The sequence below is a fragment of the Rhodopseudomonas parapalustris genome (assembly GCF_053772255.1).
On sequence record NZ_JAMKBZ010000004.1, the window covers coordinates 169,221 to 184,934 of the forward strand.

The 15,714-nt window shown below is 64.2% G+C and carries 13 protein-coding genes and 1 tRNA gene; 3 read left to right on the forward strand and 11 right to left on the reverse strand.

The features are described 5' to 3' along the window. Nucleotides 1-10: 10 nt before the first annotated feature. Complete coding sequence (locus M9H71_RS05685; protein ID WP_455404098.1) at nt 11-301, reverse strand: FeoA family protein; 291 nt, start codon at nt 299-301, stop codon at nt 11-13. Between the two features lie 386 nt (nt 302-687). Between M9H71_RS05685 and M9H71_RS05690 the strand changes: the two genes are divergently transcribed. Further along, complete coding sequence (locus M9H71_RS05690) at nt 688-849, forward strand: hypothetical protein (RefSeq protein ID WP_455404099.1); 162 nt, start codon at nt 688-690, stop codon at nt 847-849. A gap of 58 nt (nt 850-907) precedes the next feature. On the opposite strand, the gene M9H71_RS05695 is transcribed toward M9H71_RS05690, so the two are convergent. From M9H71_RS05695 to M9H71_RS05720, 6 genes are all read right to left on the reverse strand, one after another. After that, nucleotides 908-2,599 carry a methyl-accepting chemotaxis protein gene (locus M9H71_RS05695; protein WP_455404100.1) on the reverse strand — a complete coding sequence of 564 codons (1,692 nt, stop codon included), beginning with the start codon at nt 2,597-2,599 and terminating at the stop codon, nt 908-910. Nucleotides 2,600-3,082: 483 nt separating this feature from the next. Further along, nucleotides 3,083-4,468 (reverse strand): ribulose-bisphosphate carboxylase, encoded by a 1,386-nt coding sequence (locus M9H71_RS05700; protein WP_455404101.1) that lies wholly within the window; start codon nt 4,466-4,468, stop codon nt 3,083-3,085. A gap of 58 nt (nt 4,469-4,526) precedes the next feature. Beyond that, nucleotides 4,527-5,612: a class II fructose-bisphosphate aldolase gene (gene fba, locus M9H71_RS05705; protein ID WP_164603208.1), complete on the reverse strand. Its 1,086-nt coding sequence runs from the start codon at nt 5,610-5,612 to the stop codon at nt 4,527-4,529. A 61-nt stretch (nt 5,613-5,673) separates the two neighbouring features. Next, on the reverse strand, nt 5,674-7,689 hold the full coding sequence (gene tkt, locus M9H71_RS05710; protein WP_455404102.1) for a transketolase: 2,016 nt from the start codon (nt 7,687-7,689) through the stop codon (nt 5,674-5,676). A 34-nt stretch (nt 7,690-7,723) separates the two neighbouring features. Next, on the reverse strand, nt 7,724-8,599 hold the full coding sequence (locus M9H71_RS05715) for a phosphoribulokinase (RefSeq protein WP_455404103.1): 876 nt from the start codon (nt 8,597-8,599) through the stop codon (nt 7,724-7,726). Nucleotides 8,600-8,636: 37 nt separating this feature from the next. Further along, the gene (locus M9H71_RS05720) at nt 8,637-9,668 is read right to left on the reverse strand and encodes a class 1 fructose-bisphosphatase (RefSeq protein WP_455404104.1); all 1,032 of its coding nucleotides are present in this window, start codon (nt 9,666-9,668) and stop codon (nt 8,637-8,639) included. 468 nt (nt 9,669-10,136) lie between these two features. Here M9H71_RS05720 and M9H71_RS05725 point away from each other — a divergent pair, with 468 nt between their 5' ends. Then, a complete protein-coding gene (locus tag M9H71_RS05725) occupies nt 10,137-10,886 on the forward strand; it encodes an alpha/beta hydrolase (protein ID WP_455404105.1) in 750 nt (249 codons plus the stop codon). An 87-nt stretch (nt 10,887-10,973) separates the two neighbouring features. On the opposite strand, the gene M9H71_RS05730 is transcribed toward M9H71_RS05725, so the two are convergent. Further along, nucleotides 10,974-11,861 carry a LysR family transcriptional regulator gene (locus M9H71_RS05730; RefSeq protein WP_455404106.1) on the reverse strand — a complete coding sequence of 296 codons (888 nt, stop codon included), beginning with the start codon at nt 11,859-11,861 and terminating at the stop codon, nt 10,974-10,976. 98 nt (nt 11,862-11,959) lie between these two features. Here M9H71_RS05730 and M9H71_RS05735 point away from each other — a divergent pair, with 98 nt between their 5' ends. After that, nucleotides 11,960-12,709: a sulfite exporter TauE/SafE family protein gene (locus M9H71_RS05735; RefSeq protein WP_455404107.1), complete on the forward strand. Its 750-nt coding sequence runs from the start codon at nt 11,960-11,962 to the stop codon at nt 12,707-12,709. A 141-nt stretch (nt 12,710-12,850) separates the two neighbouring features. On the opposite strand, the gene catB is transcribed toward M9H71_RS05735, so the two are convergent. The 3 genes from catB to otsA all read right to left on the reverse strand — a co-directional run bounded on the left by catB (nt 12,851) and on the right by otsA (nt 15,693). After that, nucleotides 12,851-13,489, reverse strand: coding sequence for a type B chloramphenicol O-acetyltransferase (gene catB, locus M9H71_RS05740; RefSeq protein ID WP_455404108.1), 639 nt, complete (start codon nt 13,487-13,489; stop codon nt 12,851-12,853). Between the two features lie 463 nt (nt 13,490-13,952). Continuing rightward, nucleotides 13,953-14,042: transfer RNA gene (locus M9H71_RS05745), tRNA-Ser, on the reverse strand. A 157-nt stretch (nt 14,043-14,199) separates the two neighbouring features. Further along, the gene (gene otsA, locus M9H71_RS05750) at nt 14,200-15,693 is read right to left on the reverse strand and encodes an alpha,alpha-trehalose-phosphate synthase (UDP-forming) (protein ID WP_455404109.1); all 1,494 of its coding nucleotides are present in this window, start codon (nt 15,691-15,693) and stop codon (nt 14,200-14,202) included. Nucleotides 15,694-15,714: the final 21 nt, after the last annotated feature.

Below are 15,714 nucleotides of genomic sequence, written 5' to 3' on the forward strand. Positions count from 1 at the left end.
AATCCGCGCGTCACATCAGCACGACGGCCATCGCCTCGCGGCGACGAACCGCGATGGTGATGTTGTCGACCCGAACCGCGATCGGGTCCCGACCAATGATCCCCTCGTGCAGCACTTCGACCTTTGCCCCCTCGACGAACCCGAGTTCGATCAGGCGGCTCTCCAACTCGACCGGTTGCAGCGACGAGGCTCCGCGGTGCGGATCGATCGCCTGAACCACGCCGCGATAGCCTCGGCGCGCGTTCCCCAGCAGGATCGGCTGGTGATGGCTGTGGCCGTTGTGATGGAGGTTCTTGGTCATTACTCGTTGTTCCAATCGGCGCCGCGAAGGTCAAGGGATTCAAGCCGGCGCCGTCGGGAGTTTAGAACGATTGTAACAGGCGCTATCAATTCGCATCTAACAAGAAAGCGCCGGAAATTGGTTTGATTTGGCACAAAATTCCGGGCGGCATCGCACGCTCTCAATCTCGGCGCGCATTGCACGCCTCGATCGATCAGCGGCAGCAACCCGAATAGACACGCGGCAAGATCCGTAAACCATCGAACCCGATCGTTGGCCCTCACCCGCCCGTGATTAAGGTTTCGGCCAATACCGCATCCGATACTCTGCGAACGGTCAGGAACTGGCTCGACCGTGCACGTAGGCTGCGGTCGAGCAACGATCGCATCGCGCGACCGGGAAGCACCATGTCCGCCAAGACCTCGAAAGCGAAACGACGCAAGCCGGCCGCAACCATTGGTGGCTCGTGGCTCACGATGCTGACCCAGAACCTCACCAATATGGCGTCCGTGCTGGCGTCGTCCGGATCGGTCTTGCTCTGCCTGCTGATCGCCAAGCGGTTCGCCTGAGGCGACCACGATCCGGACATCTGCGAGCGCGGCGGAAGCCGGTGATGTGCGTGACCGATCAGGCCACGCGCACCGTGTCGAGGAACCTGGTGACCTCGATCTTCAGCCGGCTGGACTCCTGTGACAGCGACTGCGCCGCCGACAGCACCTGGGCGGAAGCCGATCCCGTCTCGGTGGCGCCGCGCTGCACGTCGGTGATGTTCGCCGACACCTGCTGGGTGCCGTGCGCCGCCTGCTGTACGTTCCGCGAGATTTCCTGAGTCGCAGCGCCCTGCTCCTCGACCGCAGCGGCGATCGCCGATGAGATATCCGACATCCGGCCGATGGTGAGACCGATCTCGCGGATAGCCTGAACCGACTCGTTGGTGGCCGACTGGATGCCGGAGATGTGCTGGCTGATTTCGCCGGTGGCTTTCGCGGTCTGCTCCGCCAGCGCCTTGACCTCGGCGGCCACGACCGCGAAGCCGCGCCCCGCCTCACCGGCCCGCGCCGCCTCGATGGTGGCGTTGAGCGCGAGCAGATTGGTCTGGCCGGCGATGGTGTTGATCAGCTCGACCACGTCGCCAATCCGGCTTGCAGCTTCCGACAGGTCACCGACGCTGGCATTGGTCTTGCGAGCCTGATCCACCGCCTCGGAGGCGATGCGCGACGATTCTTGCACCTGACGGCTGATCTCGGTGATCGACGACGACATCTCCTCGGTCGCGGAGGCGACCGACTGGACGTTGGTGGAGGCCTCTTCGGAGGCTGCGGCGACCGAAGTCGCCAGATCCTGCGAACGGTCCGCGGTCGCGGTCAGCGTGCCGGCCGACGCCTCCAATTCGGTCGATGCCGACGACACCGTGTCGACGATTTCGCTGATCGCAGCTTCGAACTTCCGGGTGGCCGCGTCGACCCGCTGTCCGCGCGCGATCTTCTCCTCGGCCTCGCGGGCCGCAGCCAGATCGGCATCACGTTTGGCGATCAGCGCCTCTTTAAAGATCTGCAGCGAATCCGCCATCGCGCCGATCTCGGTGGCCTCGCCGCGATGCGGCACCTCGGCCGTCAGATCGCCCTGCCCGAGCGCCTGCATCGGCGCAATGATCGAGGCAATGCCACGGCTGATGTCGCGGATCACCAGATAGCTCGCGATCGCACCGAACGCGATCGTCAGCACCAGAATGGTGACAACGATCATCAATGCCGAGCTGTACGTGGCTTCCGCCATTGCAGTCGACTCGTCGGAGCCCTTGTTGTTGAGATCGACGCTCTTCTGCAGGATGGCATCGACCCGGCTGCCGATCGGCCCGAGGGTCTTGGTCAGGTACACGCCGAGTTCCGCGGTCGACTGACCGAGACTCTGCTGCGACATCTCCACTGCCTTTTTGGCGCCGTCGAGATAGACGTTCAGCTCCTTGCTGACCTCCTCATAAAGCGCCTTCTCTTCGGACGAACTAATCATCCTGCGGTAGCTGTCGAGCTCTTTGTTGAGGGCGCCTTCGACGCGAGCAATTCGCTTCGCTGCGGTCGCCTTGCCTTCCGCAGTGACTTCCATTGCATGCGCCCGCAGCGTCACCCGGTACATCGCCAGGGTGGTGCGGATGTCGCCGAGAGCGCGAACGCTGGGAAGCCAGTTGGTCGCGATGTCCACGGTGGAGTGGTTCAAGGTCCGCATCTTGAGCAGACCGAGACCTCCGACCCCCGACAAGGCTACGAGGAGCAACGCGACGAGCGCGATGATCTTGGTGCGAATCGAGAGACTGGACAGCATGAACTTATACTCGTGAGGTGGAAGGTGGAGAATCGTGCGTCGCTGCACTTGAGGATCGTCCCAGTCGAACCGTACCGACATTGCGGACGAGTCTTGGAACCAGAATGCGGTATTTACCTTGAAGGGGTGTTAAGGCCCGGACCACGTAGAATTACTGACTACGTGTCATCGCGGGCTCCTTCGAGCAACCCAAAGCGGCACGATTCACGGATCAACCGATTGACCTACCTATCGATCTCGTTCGGGCTCGGCTCATCCCGCCGGAGTGCACGAGAGGTGTTCCGATGCAACACATCGATTGCAGCGCAGCAATAATGGTATTCGATTACGCGCCACAGGACGCGTTGGTCGCAAGCGCAGTCTCGCCGGACGGTTGACCGTCCACGAATAGCGGCGCCAAGCCCGCGGAGGATTACCGGAGCCCCAAAACGCAAAACGGCCTGCGTGCGCGACGCAGGCCGTTGCGATCAAAGTGTCGGAAGCTCAAGCCGCCTGCGGCTTCAGTTTGGCACGCCAGTTCGGGTACAGCTTGTCGGCATCGTGCGCGAAGCTCTCGAAGGCGCGGGCGAATTCGCGGTGGTCCTTGGCGAACTCGACCGGATCGGCGCCCTGCTTCCAGCACTGCTCGGCCTGCCGCAGCGACTTGGCACCTGCCGCGCCGCCGTCGATGTGGCCGAACGCACCGCCACCTGCTGTCATGATCAGGTTGGAGTGGCCGAGATTGTCGAAGAAGCCCGGCATCCGCAGCGCGTTCATGCCACCAGAGATGATCGGGGTGGTCGGGTTCATGCCGAGCCACTCCTGATGGAAGTACGGACCATCGGCGGCGTCTTCGGTGATCATGTAGGCGATCGCGCGGTCGGCCGCCTCGCCTTCCATCTTGCCGAATCCCATCGTGCCGGTGTGGATACCCGACGCGCCCTGCAGACGTGCCATCTTGGACAGCACGAAGGCAGTATAGCCGCGCTTGGACTGCGGCGACGTCACAGCGCCATGGCCGGCGCGGTGGTAATGCAGATACTGCTTCGGGAACGCACGGCGGGCGGTGGTCACCGCCGCCGGGCCGGCGACGTAACCATCGACCAGGAACGCAATATGGTCTGCGTTGTCGGCGAAGGTCTCGAGGATGAACTCGCCGCGCGCCAGCATCTCGTAGTGATCGTCGGCGGTGATGTTGAACGAGAACAGCTTGGCCTCGCCGGTGGTGTCCTGCGCCCGGCGCATCGCGTCGGCGACGGCGCGTACCGTGTCCTTGAACGGCGCGAACACCTGGTTGCCCTGCGGCTCGTCGTTCTTGATGAAGTCGCCGCCCAGCCAGAAATCGTAGCAGGCGTTGGCAAACGGCTGCGGACGCAGACCGAGCTTCGGCTTGATGATGGTGCCGACGATGAAGCCGCCGTTGATCACCGGCCGGCCGAGCACGCGCCACAGATCCTTGATCGTGGTCGACGGGCCGTCGAACAGCTTGAGATACACCGGAGGCACGTAGAAGTCGTACATCTTGGCGTATTCGACGTCGCCCATGCCCTGGTTGTTGCCGATCGTGAGCGTCAGGAACGAGGCGATCATGGCGCGGCCGTCGATCACGTTGCGATCGAACAGCTCGATCGGATACGCGATCTTCATCAGGCTGTTGGCCTCGTCGACTTCGTACACCAGCGCATCGACGCCCCGCGTGAAGTCGTCGGTGGTGGAGACTTCGACGTTGGTGCCGGTCGAAGATTCGGCGGCGAAGTGCGCGGCAGTCTGGATGAAGTTGCCGAAGCCGGGCTTCGGCTTCATGATGTAGGCGCACAGCACATGCCGTCCGCCCGCGATCAGCTCGCTCTCTTTGAGGTTGAGATTGGCGTAGCGGTTCGACTGGTCCATGGTGATCTCCTGCAATGCGAGGCGCGGCGGCCCGCTGGCCGCCGCGGATCTATTTCAATTACTCTGCCGCACGGGCGACTTGGCCGATCTGCGGATCGAGCGCGCCGGCCTTGTAGCGCTTGGCCATTTCCGACATCGGCACGACCTTGATCTTGCCGGCGTTGCCGGCGGTGCCGAACTGCTCGAAACGCAGCTTGCAGACGTCGCGCATCGCATCCATCGCCGGCTTCAGGAACTTGCGCGGATCGAACTCCGCCTTGTTCTGAGTGGCGACTTTCCGGAACACGCCGGTCATCGCTAGGCGGCAGTCGGTGTCGATGTTGACCTTGCGGACGCCGTGCTTGATGCCACGCACGATTTCCTCGACCGGCACGCCGAAGGTCTGCGGCATCGCGCCGCCGAACTCGTTGAAGATGTCCTGCAGGTCCTGCGGCACCGACGACGAGCCGTGCATCACGAGGTGCGTGTTCGGCAGCCGGCGGTGGATCTCTTCGACCACCTTCATGGCCAGCACGTCGCCATCCGGCTTGCGGCTGAACTTGTAGGCGCCGTGCGAGGTTCCCATCGCGATCGCCAGCGCGTCGACCTTGGTGGCGCGCACGAACTCGACCGCCTGGTCCGGATCGGTCAGGAGCTGTTCGCGGCTGACCTTGCCCTCGACGCCGTGGCCGTCTTCCTGCTCGCCGCCGCCGTGCTCCAGCGAACCGAGCACGCCGAGCTCACCTTCCACCGAAGCGCCGACCCAGTGCGCCATGTCGACGACGCGGCGGGTGATGTCGACGTTGTACTGATAATCCGCCGCGGTCTTGGCGTCGGCCTTGAGCGAGCCGTCCATCATCACCGAGGTGAAGCCGTAGCGGATCGCGGTGGCGCAGGTGGCTTCGTCGTTGCCGTGGTCCTGATGCATGCACAGCGGGATGTCCGGATACATCTCGGCCAGCGCATCGATCATCTTCGCCAGCATGATGTCGTTGGCATAGGAGCGGGCGCCGCGCGACGCCTGGATGATCACCGGCGCGTCGACCATCGCCGCCGCCTCCATGATCGCCAGGCCCTGCTCCATGTTGTTGATGTTGAAGGCGGGCACGCCGTAGCCGTGCTCGGCGGCGTGATCCAGCAATTGCCTCAGAGTGATGCGCGCCATGATGTCTCCTCAGATACTATCCGTATGACGACAACCGTCGTCGTGTTGTTCGAAATCGGGCTCAGTGCTTACCGCGGGCGATCGCGCCCTTGGCGGCGTCCACCACCGCTTCCGCGGTGATGCCGAACTTCTGGTACAGGATCGGCGCCGGCGCCGAAGCACCGAATCCGGTCATGCCGACGAACGCGCCGGTGTCACCGATCCAGCGGCGCCAGTCGGTGTCGCGCGCCGCTTCGATGCCGACGCGGGGCGCTGTGCCGAGCACGCTGGCGCGGTACGCGTCGTCCTGGTCGGCGAACAGTTCGAAGCACGGGGCCGACACCACCGCCGCCTTGATGCCTTCGGCTTCCAGCTTGGACGCCGCATCCAGCGCCAGCGACACTTCCGAGCCGGTGGCGATCAGGGTGACGTCGCGCTGGCCGGGATCGACCACGACATAAGCGCCGCGCGCCACCGGGTTGCCGGTCGCGCCGTTCGGACGCGGCAGCGCCGGCAGGCCCTGGCGCGACAGCGCCAGCACCGACGGACGCGAGGTCTGCTTCAGCGCGCAGTCCCAGGCCTGCGCGGTCTCGATCGCGTCGGCCGGGCGGAACACCAAGAGATTCGGGATCGCCCGCAGCGAGGCGACGTGCTCGACCGGCTGATGGGTCGGCCCGTCCTCGCCGAGGCCGATCGAATCGTGGGTCATCACATGGATGACACGCACGCCCATCAGCGCCGCAAGGCGGATCGCCGGACGGCTGTAGTCGGCGAACACCAGGAAGGTGCCGCCGAACGGCACGAAGCCGCCGTGCAGTGCGATGCCGTTCATCGCCGCCGCCATACCAAACTCGCGGATGCCGTAGTGCAGGTAGGACCCGCCGAACGCGCCCGGCTTCACCGACGCGGTGCCCTTGGCATGCGTCAGGTTGGAGTGCGTCAGGTCGGCCGAGCCGCCGAGGATGTTCGGCGACGCCGGCACGATGGCGTCGATGGTGAGCTGCGACGCTTGCCGGGTGGCAATGGTCGGCTTATCGGCGTCGAACTTGGCGATCAGGCCCTGCAGCGCGCCTTCGTAGTCCGCCGACAGCTTGCCGGCGAGTGCATCGGTGAAGCCGGTGCGGGTCGCGGCATCCGCAGCGGCCAGCCGCTGGCTCCAGGCTTCGTGCGCGGCCTTGCCGCGGCCACCAGCCTCACGCCAGCGCGCCAAAATCGCTTCCGGAATTTCGAACGGCGGATACGGCCAGTTCAGTGCCGCGCGGGTCTTCTCGACCTCGTCGGCGCCAAGCGGGGCGCCGTGCGCCTTCTCGGTGCCCGCCACCTTCGGCGAGCCGAAGCCGATCGTGGTGCGGCAGGCGATCAGCGACGGACGGTCGCTGGTCTTGGCCTGCTCGATCGCGGCCGCGACCGCTTCCGGATCATGACCATCGACGCGGGTGGTAGCCCAGCCCGACGCGGCGAAGCGCGCGAGCTGATCGTCCGAGCACGACAGCGAGGTGTCGCCGTCGATCGAGATGTGGTTGTCGTCCCACAGCACGATCAGCTTGTTGAGCTTGAGGTGGCCGGCCAGCGAGATTGCCTCATGGCTGACGCCTTCCATCAGGCAGCCGTCGCCGGCAATGACGTAGGTGTGGTGATCGACCAGCGCGTCGCCGTAGCGCGCGTTCATCATCCGCTCGGCGAGCGCCATGCCGACCGAGGTCGCGAGTCCCTGGCCAAGCGGGCCGGTGGTGGTTTCGACGCCCTGGGTGTGGCCATATTCCGGATGACCCGGGGTCTTCGAACCCCACTGCCGGAACGACTTGAGCTGATCGATCGTCACGTCCGGATAGCCGGTCAGATGCAGCAGCGCGTACAGCAGCATCGAGCCGTGGCCGGCCGACAGCACGAACCGGTCACGATCGGCCCAGGTGGGATCGGCCGGATCGAACTTCAGAAAGCGGGTGAACAGCACGGTGGCGACGTCGGCCATGCCCATCGGCATGCCCGGGTGACCGGACTTCGCCTTCTCGACGCCGTCGATGGCGAGAAAGCGAATCGCATTCGCCATGTCGCGAAGCGTGACCTTGTCGTGGATATCGCGTGCGGGAACGTTCAAACCGGCCTCCCCAGATTCTTGCAGATGTTGGGCATTACTTCATGCTTCGCTTGCGGTCGATCAGTTGCATGATCAACGGCGTCAGGATGAGCTGCATCGCCAGATCCAGCTTGGCGCCGTGGATCACGATCGAGTTGGCGCGCGACATGAAGCTGCCCTGGATCATCGACAGCAGATACGCAAAGTCGATGCCGCGCGGATTCTTGAACCGGATCACCACCATCGATTCATCGGCGGTGGGAATCCAGCGCGCGATGAACGGGTTCGAGGTATCGACGGTCGGCACCCGCTGGAAGTTGATGTCGGTCTCGGCGAACTGCGGCACGATGCAGTGCACGTAGTCCGGCATCCGGCGCAGGATCGTATCGGTCACCGCTTCGGTGGTGTAGCCTCGGTCGGCACGGTCGCGATGCAGCTTCTGGATCCACTCCAGATTGATCACCGGCACCACGCCGATCTTGAGGTCGGCATGCTGCGCGACGTTGACCTTCTCGGTGATCACAGCACCGTGCAGCCCCTCGTAGAACAGCAGATCGGAGTTTGCCGGCAGGTCTTGCCAGTCGGTGAAGTTGCCGGGCGGCACGCCGTGGATCGCGGCTTCTTTGTCGTCATGGACGTAGGTGCGGGTTCTGCCGGTGCCGGTGTTGGCGTAATCGCGAAACGTGGTCTCGAGCTCCTCGAACAGATTGGTCTCGGGGCTGAAATGCGAGAAGTGCTTATTTCCCTTCTCGGCTTCCTCCGCCATCCTGTTGCGCATGTCGACGCGATTGTAGCGGTGGAACGCATCACCTTCGATGAACGCGGCGTTGACGTTCTCGCGGCGGAAAATCTGCTCGAAGGTCTTCTTCACGGAGGTCGTGCCGGCGCCGGAGGAGCCGGTGATGGAGATGATCGGATGCTTGCGGGACATGAGGAGGTACTTCCAATTCCAACCGGGGGAGACGACGTCAGACGCGGAACAGGCCGCGGCGGGCGAACAGCGGCGCCGAACGCGAGGCCGCACTCGGATCGGTGTGCAGCAGTTCGATGCGCTTGACCTTGTCGATCGACCCCATGATCAGCGGCGAGCGCTGATGGATCGTCTTGGCGGTGAGATCGAGCACGCGCTCGCGCCCGGTCGAGGCGGCGCCGCCGGCCTGCTCCATCACGAACGACATCGGATGGGTTTCGTACAGGAGCCGCAGCCGGCCGTTGCCATAGCCCGCGCGATTGTCGCCCGGATACAGGAACACGCCGCCGCGGGTGAGGATGCGATAGACCTCGGCCACCAGCGAGCCGATCCAGCGCATGTTGAAGTCCTTGGCGCGCGGGCCGTCGGAGCCGGCGATGCACTCGTCGACGAAGTCGCGGATCGGCTGCTCCCAATGGCGATGGTTCGAGGCGTTGATGGCATATTCGGCAGTGTCGGCCGGCACCGTCACCCGCTCGCGGATCAGCCGGTACACTCTGGCCTTGCGATCCAGCGTGAAGATATCGACGCCGTCGCCCAGCGTCAGCACCAGCGAGGTCTGCGGCCCGTACACCACGAAGCCGGCGGCGATCTGGCAGGAGCCCGGCGCGGTGAACGGCTTAACGCCCGGCTGGTTCGGGATGATCGAGAAGATCGTCCCCACCGTCATATTGGTGTCGATGTTGGACGAGCCGTCGAGCGGATCATAGGCGATCGAGATCGGCGCGTTCGGATCGCCGTCGAGCAGCGTATCGGACTCTTCTGATGCCAGCGCCGCGAAGGGCACGTCCTTCAGCGAGGCGACGATGATCTCGTCGGCCTTGACGTCGAGATCCTTCTGCACGTCACCGTCGGCATTGCTGCCGCCGTGCGCCGCGCCGGTGATGCCGGCCAGAGCCCCCTGCCCGATCAGTTCAGAGATTTCGATCGACCCAGCGGCGATCGCGGCGACCGCTTCGGCGACCGCTTTCCGCTGCGGATCGACCGCATACGAATCCAAAAAGGCTGAAAGCGTTTGGCCCTGACCCATGATGACTCCCCCACAACGCAGCGCGGCCAATTGGCTCCGCGGGCTCCGTTGCGCGGAGCTTGTGAGCCGATCGATCACATAAGAGAAATTGCATTTTCCTTGGTACCACCAAAGGAATTTTTATACGGAACGCCACCGCCCTGTATTTACTTACCGGAAAAACGACGACGCGGCGCGAATTCTGCACAATTAGTCGAAGGCCGCTGTGATTTAGATCAGAGCCGAAGCGGAAGATCGGCCCGATTTGGCCGCCAAATGGCTTCGGAGGCCGAGCTCTCATACTTTAGCAGTCCGCGGGCCTCCAGGACCTGCGGCCGTTTGACCATCAAGCGCCCCGCAGCGCTCGCTGCCGTCACCTCGCTTGACGGTCCGGGGGCTTTTTTGGGACATAAGAAACCTGAACCAAAACAGTCGGTTGATTGAGCCGGGCGATGCGCGCGGCGGACACCGGAGCATGGGGGAGACGACATGGGTGACGCAGTGATGGTCGGCGCGGAGGCATTCGCGTTCGACGGCGGCAAGACGGGCGTCCTGCTGGTTCACGGATTTACCGGCAGTCCGCAGAGCATGCGCTATCTGGGCGAACGGCTCGGCGAGCGCGGCTATTCGATTCTCGGCCCCCGGCTGCCGGGGCACGGCGTGTCTCCGGCCGCAATGGCCAAGACCACCGCGAGCGACTGGGTCGATTGCGCCGAGGACGCGCTGCTCGAGCTCTCGGCCAAATGCGACAAGACCTTCGTGGCCGGGCTGTCGATGGGCGGCACGCTGTCGCTTTATCTGGCCGCTTCGCATCCCGACAAGGTCGCCGGCGTGATCCCGATCAATGCCGCAGTGCAGATCGAGTCGCCCGACCTCGCCGGGCTCGCCTATGCGCGCGGCTTGCCGGAGTTCGTCCCAGGCATCGGCTCGGACATGGTGGACACCACCACCAAGGAGCTGGCCTACGACCAGGTTCCGGTAACCTGCGTCAAGCAGGTGATGGGGCTGGCGGCCACTGCCCGCGCGATGCTGCCCAAGATCAAGTGCCCGACCTTGGTGATCAATTCGCGGGTCGACCATGTGCTGTCGCCGACCAATGCGACGGTCATCGCGAACCACGTCGGCTCCAGCCGGATCGAACTGCTGTGGCTGGACAACTCCTATCATGTCGCGACGATCGACAACGACAAGGACCTGATCGCCACCGCGATCGACAGCTTCGTGCAGCGCAATCTGTAACGCGCGGCCGCGGCAGCGCTGAGGGTGATTGGGATCACACCGGCGCTGCTGCACACCCTCGTTGGCCGAAAAGCCTCATCGGAGCGACTAGGACGACCGGGTCGCGAGATGCTGAAAGAGGCTTCGCGCCAGCGGCGTCAGATCCGGCTCGCTGCGGACGCAGACCGATAGCCGCCGCGTCGCCCAATCGTCCTGAAGCCGGGCGATGGCAATGCGGGCCGATCGTTTCGAGCGCCGCGCGGCCGATTCCGGAACGATGCCGATTCCGACGCCTTCGCCCGCCAGACGGCAGATCCCGTCGAAGCTGCGAAGCGCAACTCGGAGCTTGATCTTCGCCCCGAGACGAGCCGCCTGCATCTCGAGATGCTGCTGCAGTGCCCCGCCGGACAGACCAACGAAGTGGTGGTCGAGCAATTCGGAAAAGCGAAGCTGCGGCTTTCGCACCAGAGCGTGGCCCAAAGACAGCACGGCCACCAGCCGGTCGATGGCGAAGGGACGCAATGTCAGGCCGGCGGTCGCGGCGGCACCGGACAGGATGCCGATTTCGGCGAAGCCGGCGGACACGCTTCTGGCGATATCGGAGCTCTGACGTTCTTTGAGATCCACATCGACCCTGGGATGCTGCGCCATCCAGGTCGCCAGCCGTTCAGGCAGATACTCGGTGATCGCCGCCGTGTTGGCCAGGATGCAGACGCTCGCGCGCACTCCCTTCGCGTAACGACCGAGTTCGCCGCGCATTTCGGCGATCTGGTGCAGGATCGTGCGGGCGTGATGAGCGAGCGCCTCGCCCGCCTCGGTCGGCACGACGCCTCGCCGGCCGCGATGCAGCAGCAGAACTTCGCCGGCGGATTCCATGTCGCGCAGCCGCTCGCTGGCGGCAGGCAGTGACAGACCGGCTTCGGCCGCGCCGCGGGTGATGCTGCCGGCTTCGATAACGGCGAGGAACAGGCCGAGATCGGTGAGGTCGAAGCGCATCTTCCGAGACTAGCCGACGATCAGCCTTCGGCATAGCCGAAGGTACGGATCGGCACATCCGCATTGCCAGAAGCCTCGCGAAGCGGTGGTGATGCACCATGTCCGATGTTTCGATATCGCTGCTGGTTGCGGTCTTCGCCACCTTCTTCGTCGCCGGCCTGGTCAAGGGCGTCACCGGCATGGGGCTGCCGACGGTGGCGATGGGCGTGCTCGGCGCGTTGATCTCGCCGATCGCGGCCGCAAGCCTTCTGCTCGTGCCGTCCTTCGTCACCAATGTCTGGCAACTCCTCGCCGGCCCGAGCCTGGGTCCACTCCTACGCAGGCTGTGGCCGATGATGGCGGCCGTCGTCGCCGGAACGCTGCTGGGATCGGTATGGATCGCCAGCGGCGACACACGGGTGACGACCGCGATGCTCGGTATCGCGCTGATCGTCTACGCGAGCTCCACGCTGCTGGCCCGTCCCATCAGCATTCCGCCACGCGCCGAGCCCTGGCTGTCGCCGCTGATCGGCGGAACAACAGGCATCGTCACGGGCGCAACGGGCGTATTCGTCATTCCGGCCGTCCCCTATATCCAGTCGCTCGGCTTTGCCAAGGACGACCTCGTGCAGGCACTCGGCCTGTCGTTCACCGTATCCACGATCGCGCTTGGAATCGGCCTCGGCGCTCACGGCGCTTTCCATACCGATCATCTGACCGTGTCGGCGCTCGCCACGCTGCCCGCACTCGGCGGCATGTGGGCCGGACAGATCGTTCGTGACCGGATCAGTCCGACCGCCTTTCGTCGCGGCTTCCTGATCTGTTTGTTGCTGCTGGGGTGCGAGATGGCGATGCGATCACTGCTGTGATCGGGGCTCAAGCTGCCAATACACCTCGACGCGGCCCATCGCGCGTCGAAACGGCGTCTCAGCTTTAGCCTCTGAATCATTGGACACCGGCCCGTCCTCTTCCGCGAAGAGGACGGGCCGACACGAATGGTAAGAGGCCCGTCACTCCGCCGGTTCGATCACCGATCGCCAGTAACGATGAAGCGCCGCAATGTCGCCGCTGGTCAGGATTGGCATGACCTGCTGCAATTGATCGTCTTGCCAGTCCCACCAACGAAGTTCGAGCAGCTTGTCGATGTCGGAGCCGTCAAATCGCATTCGGATGACCTTGGCGGGATTACCGCCCACAATGGCGTAGGGCTCGACATCCCTTGTGACCAATGCCCTTGTCCCGATGACCGCGCCATCCCCGACTCGAACGCCCGGCATGATGATGGCCTCAGACCCGATCCAGACATCGTTGCCGATGACCGTATCGCCGGCCGCCTGGAACCCGTTGTCCGCCCCTGCGAACGATGGAACGTCGGACATCCAGTAGAACGGGAATGTGCTGATCCAGTCGCTTCTGTGCCCCTGGTTGCCAGCCATGATGAAGGCCGTGCCTGAACCAATCGAACAGAACGAACCGATGATGAGCCTGTCCACACCTTCGTCCGGCAACAGGAAGCGTGCGCATTCGTCGAAGCCGTGCCCGTGATAGTAGCCGGAATAATAACTGTAGCGACCAACGTGGATGTTTGGATTGGTGACGAGGCGGTCAAGAGTGATGCCCCTGAAGGGGCTTTCAAAGACATTAGCCATAGGAAGGACCGTAGATTAGCAAGCCACGCACGCGGCGACGCGCCACCCGCATCTGCAGGTGAACTCTGGCAGGAGCTCCCTGAAGCCGCCTGCCAAGCGCTCCTCACGTCAAAGACGCGGAAGCGAGATGCTGCTGGTACAGTCTGCGGACTTCATGTCGTGATGATACACAGATTGACGCTGGGTTTCGAGCCTGAAAGGCCGCACGATCTCGCCCGCAATTTAAGGTCTCGATGAAGCGGGCCGACCGAAGATCAGCAGCAGATTCGGGACAAGCCGCCGTCGTGGTGCTGCGCCTTTATTTAAGCGATCGTTGCTTCGCTTAAATTATCGAGACACCGAGGGTAAGCAAGCTTAAACAGCGAGTGGGAAGCCGGCTGGCGGGGCCCAAAGACCTTCACCCTCGATAGAGGTGGGGAAAATCGGTGGTGTAAAGGAGCTGGCTGGCGGAAAGACGCCAAGCTGGCGGAGAGAGTGGGATTCGAACCCACGGTACGGTTTCCCGCACACACGCGTTCCAGGCGTGCGCCTTCAACCACTCGGCCACCTCTCCGGGTGCCTTCTCATGACCGCGTCGGGCGGATTTGGCAAGGGATTGCGCTGCCGGCTGGGGAAATTCGTGCCGGAATCACACCTTTCGGCCCACCCCTCCGGGCCGAAAGGTCGACGGACAGCATGTCCGGGGCCTCCTTGACCCTGGCCCGGGGAACCTACTGCAGCACTGCCCCGCCGACGGCCTGGGGCGTCCGGCGTGACCAGCCGCCCGTCAGCCTGATCGCCGACGGCTGCGGCGAGGGCGGCAGGGCGATCGGGCCGGACTTCTGATTGCTGTCGTGGGCGCGCTCAAGGGCCGCGACGAAGTCGGCGAACCAGCGCTGAATGCTGTTGGCGCGCAGCTTTTCCATCATCGCCTCCCAGCGCAGCCGGCGCTCGGTCAGAGGCATCGCCAGAGCGGCGGCGATCACCCGCGCCATGCCGTCGATGTCGTGCGGATTGACCTGTAGGGCGGTGTCGAGCTCGTTGGCGGCGCCGGCGAACTTCGACAGCACCAGCACGCCCGGGTCGACCGGGTTCTGGGCCGCGACATATTCTTTCGCCACCAGATTCATGCCGTCCTGTAGCGGCGTGACCAAACCGACATGGGCCGAGCGGTACAGCCCGGCCAGCACGCTCTGGCGATAGCCCTTGTTGAGGTAGCGGATCGGCGTCCAATCGACCTCGCCGAGCCGGCCGTTGACGTCGCTGACCAGCTTGGCGAGATCGCTCTGCAGATTGCCGTAAGCCTCGATCGTACCGCGGGACGGCGTCGCGATCTGCAACAGCGAAACCGCCCGCTCCAAGGCAGGCCGGTCGGACAGCATTTTGTCGAACGCTTTGACCCGGTTGATCAGCCCCTTCGAGTAGTCCAGCCGGTCGACGCCGATTACCAGCTTCTCGCCATTGAGACTCTTTCGCAGGCGGGAGACTTCGGGGTGGGTCATCGCCTTCTGTGCTTGTTGGGCGAATGCGCCGGCGTCGATGCTGATCGCGAACACCTCGCAGCGGGCCGATCCGTGCGCCGTCGAAACCACCCCGTCGCTGACCTTCAGACCGAGTTCGGTTTCGACATAGCCGAGGAAATTGCCGCGATCCTCCTCGGTCTGGAAACCGATCAGATCGTAGGCCAGCATCGCCTCGATCAGTTCGCGATGATGCGGCACGCAGCCGATCGTGGCGCGCGACGGCCACGGCGTATGCAGAAAGAACCCGATCGGATGGTCGACGCCGAGCCGGCGAAGTTCGGCGCCGAGCGCCAGGAAGTGATAATCCTGCACCCAGAACGCGGCACCCGGCTTGCGGAAACGCAGCAGCGCCCGCGCCATGAAGCCGTTGACCTCGCGATACGAATGATAATCGTCGTGGGAAACCCGGATCAGATCCGGGCGGGAGTGCAGAGCCGGCCACAGCGCCGAATTGGCAAAGCCTTCGTAGTATCCGCCGTAATGCGCTGCCGGCAGGTCCAACATCGCCAGCGCGCCGGCACCGAGCGGTTCGATTTCGGCGAAAGGTTCGCGGTGAACACCGTCACGGACCCGCCCGCTCGACCCGACCCATATCGCACCGGATTTTTCGACTACCGGCAGCAGCGCCGCCGCTAATCCTCCCGTCATCGGTTCGTTGCCCGACGCGCGGGCAACTCGGTTCGAAACCACGATCAGGTTCACGTCTCCCTCCGGCTCCCCATT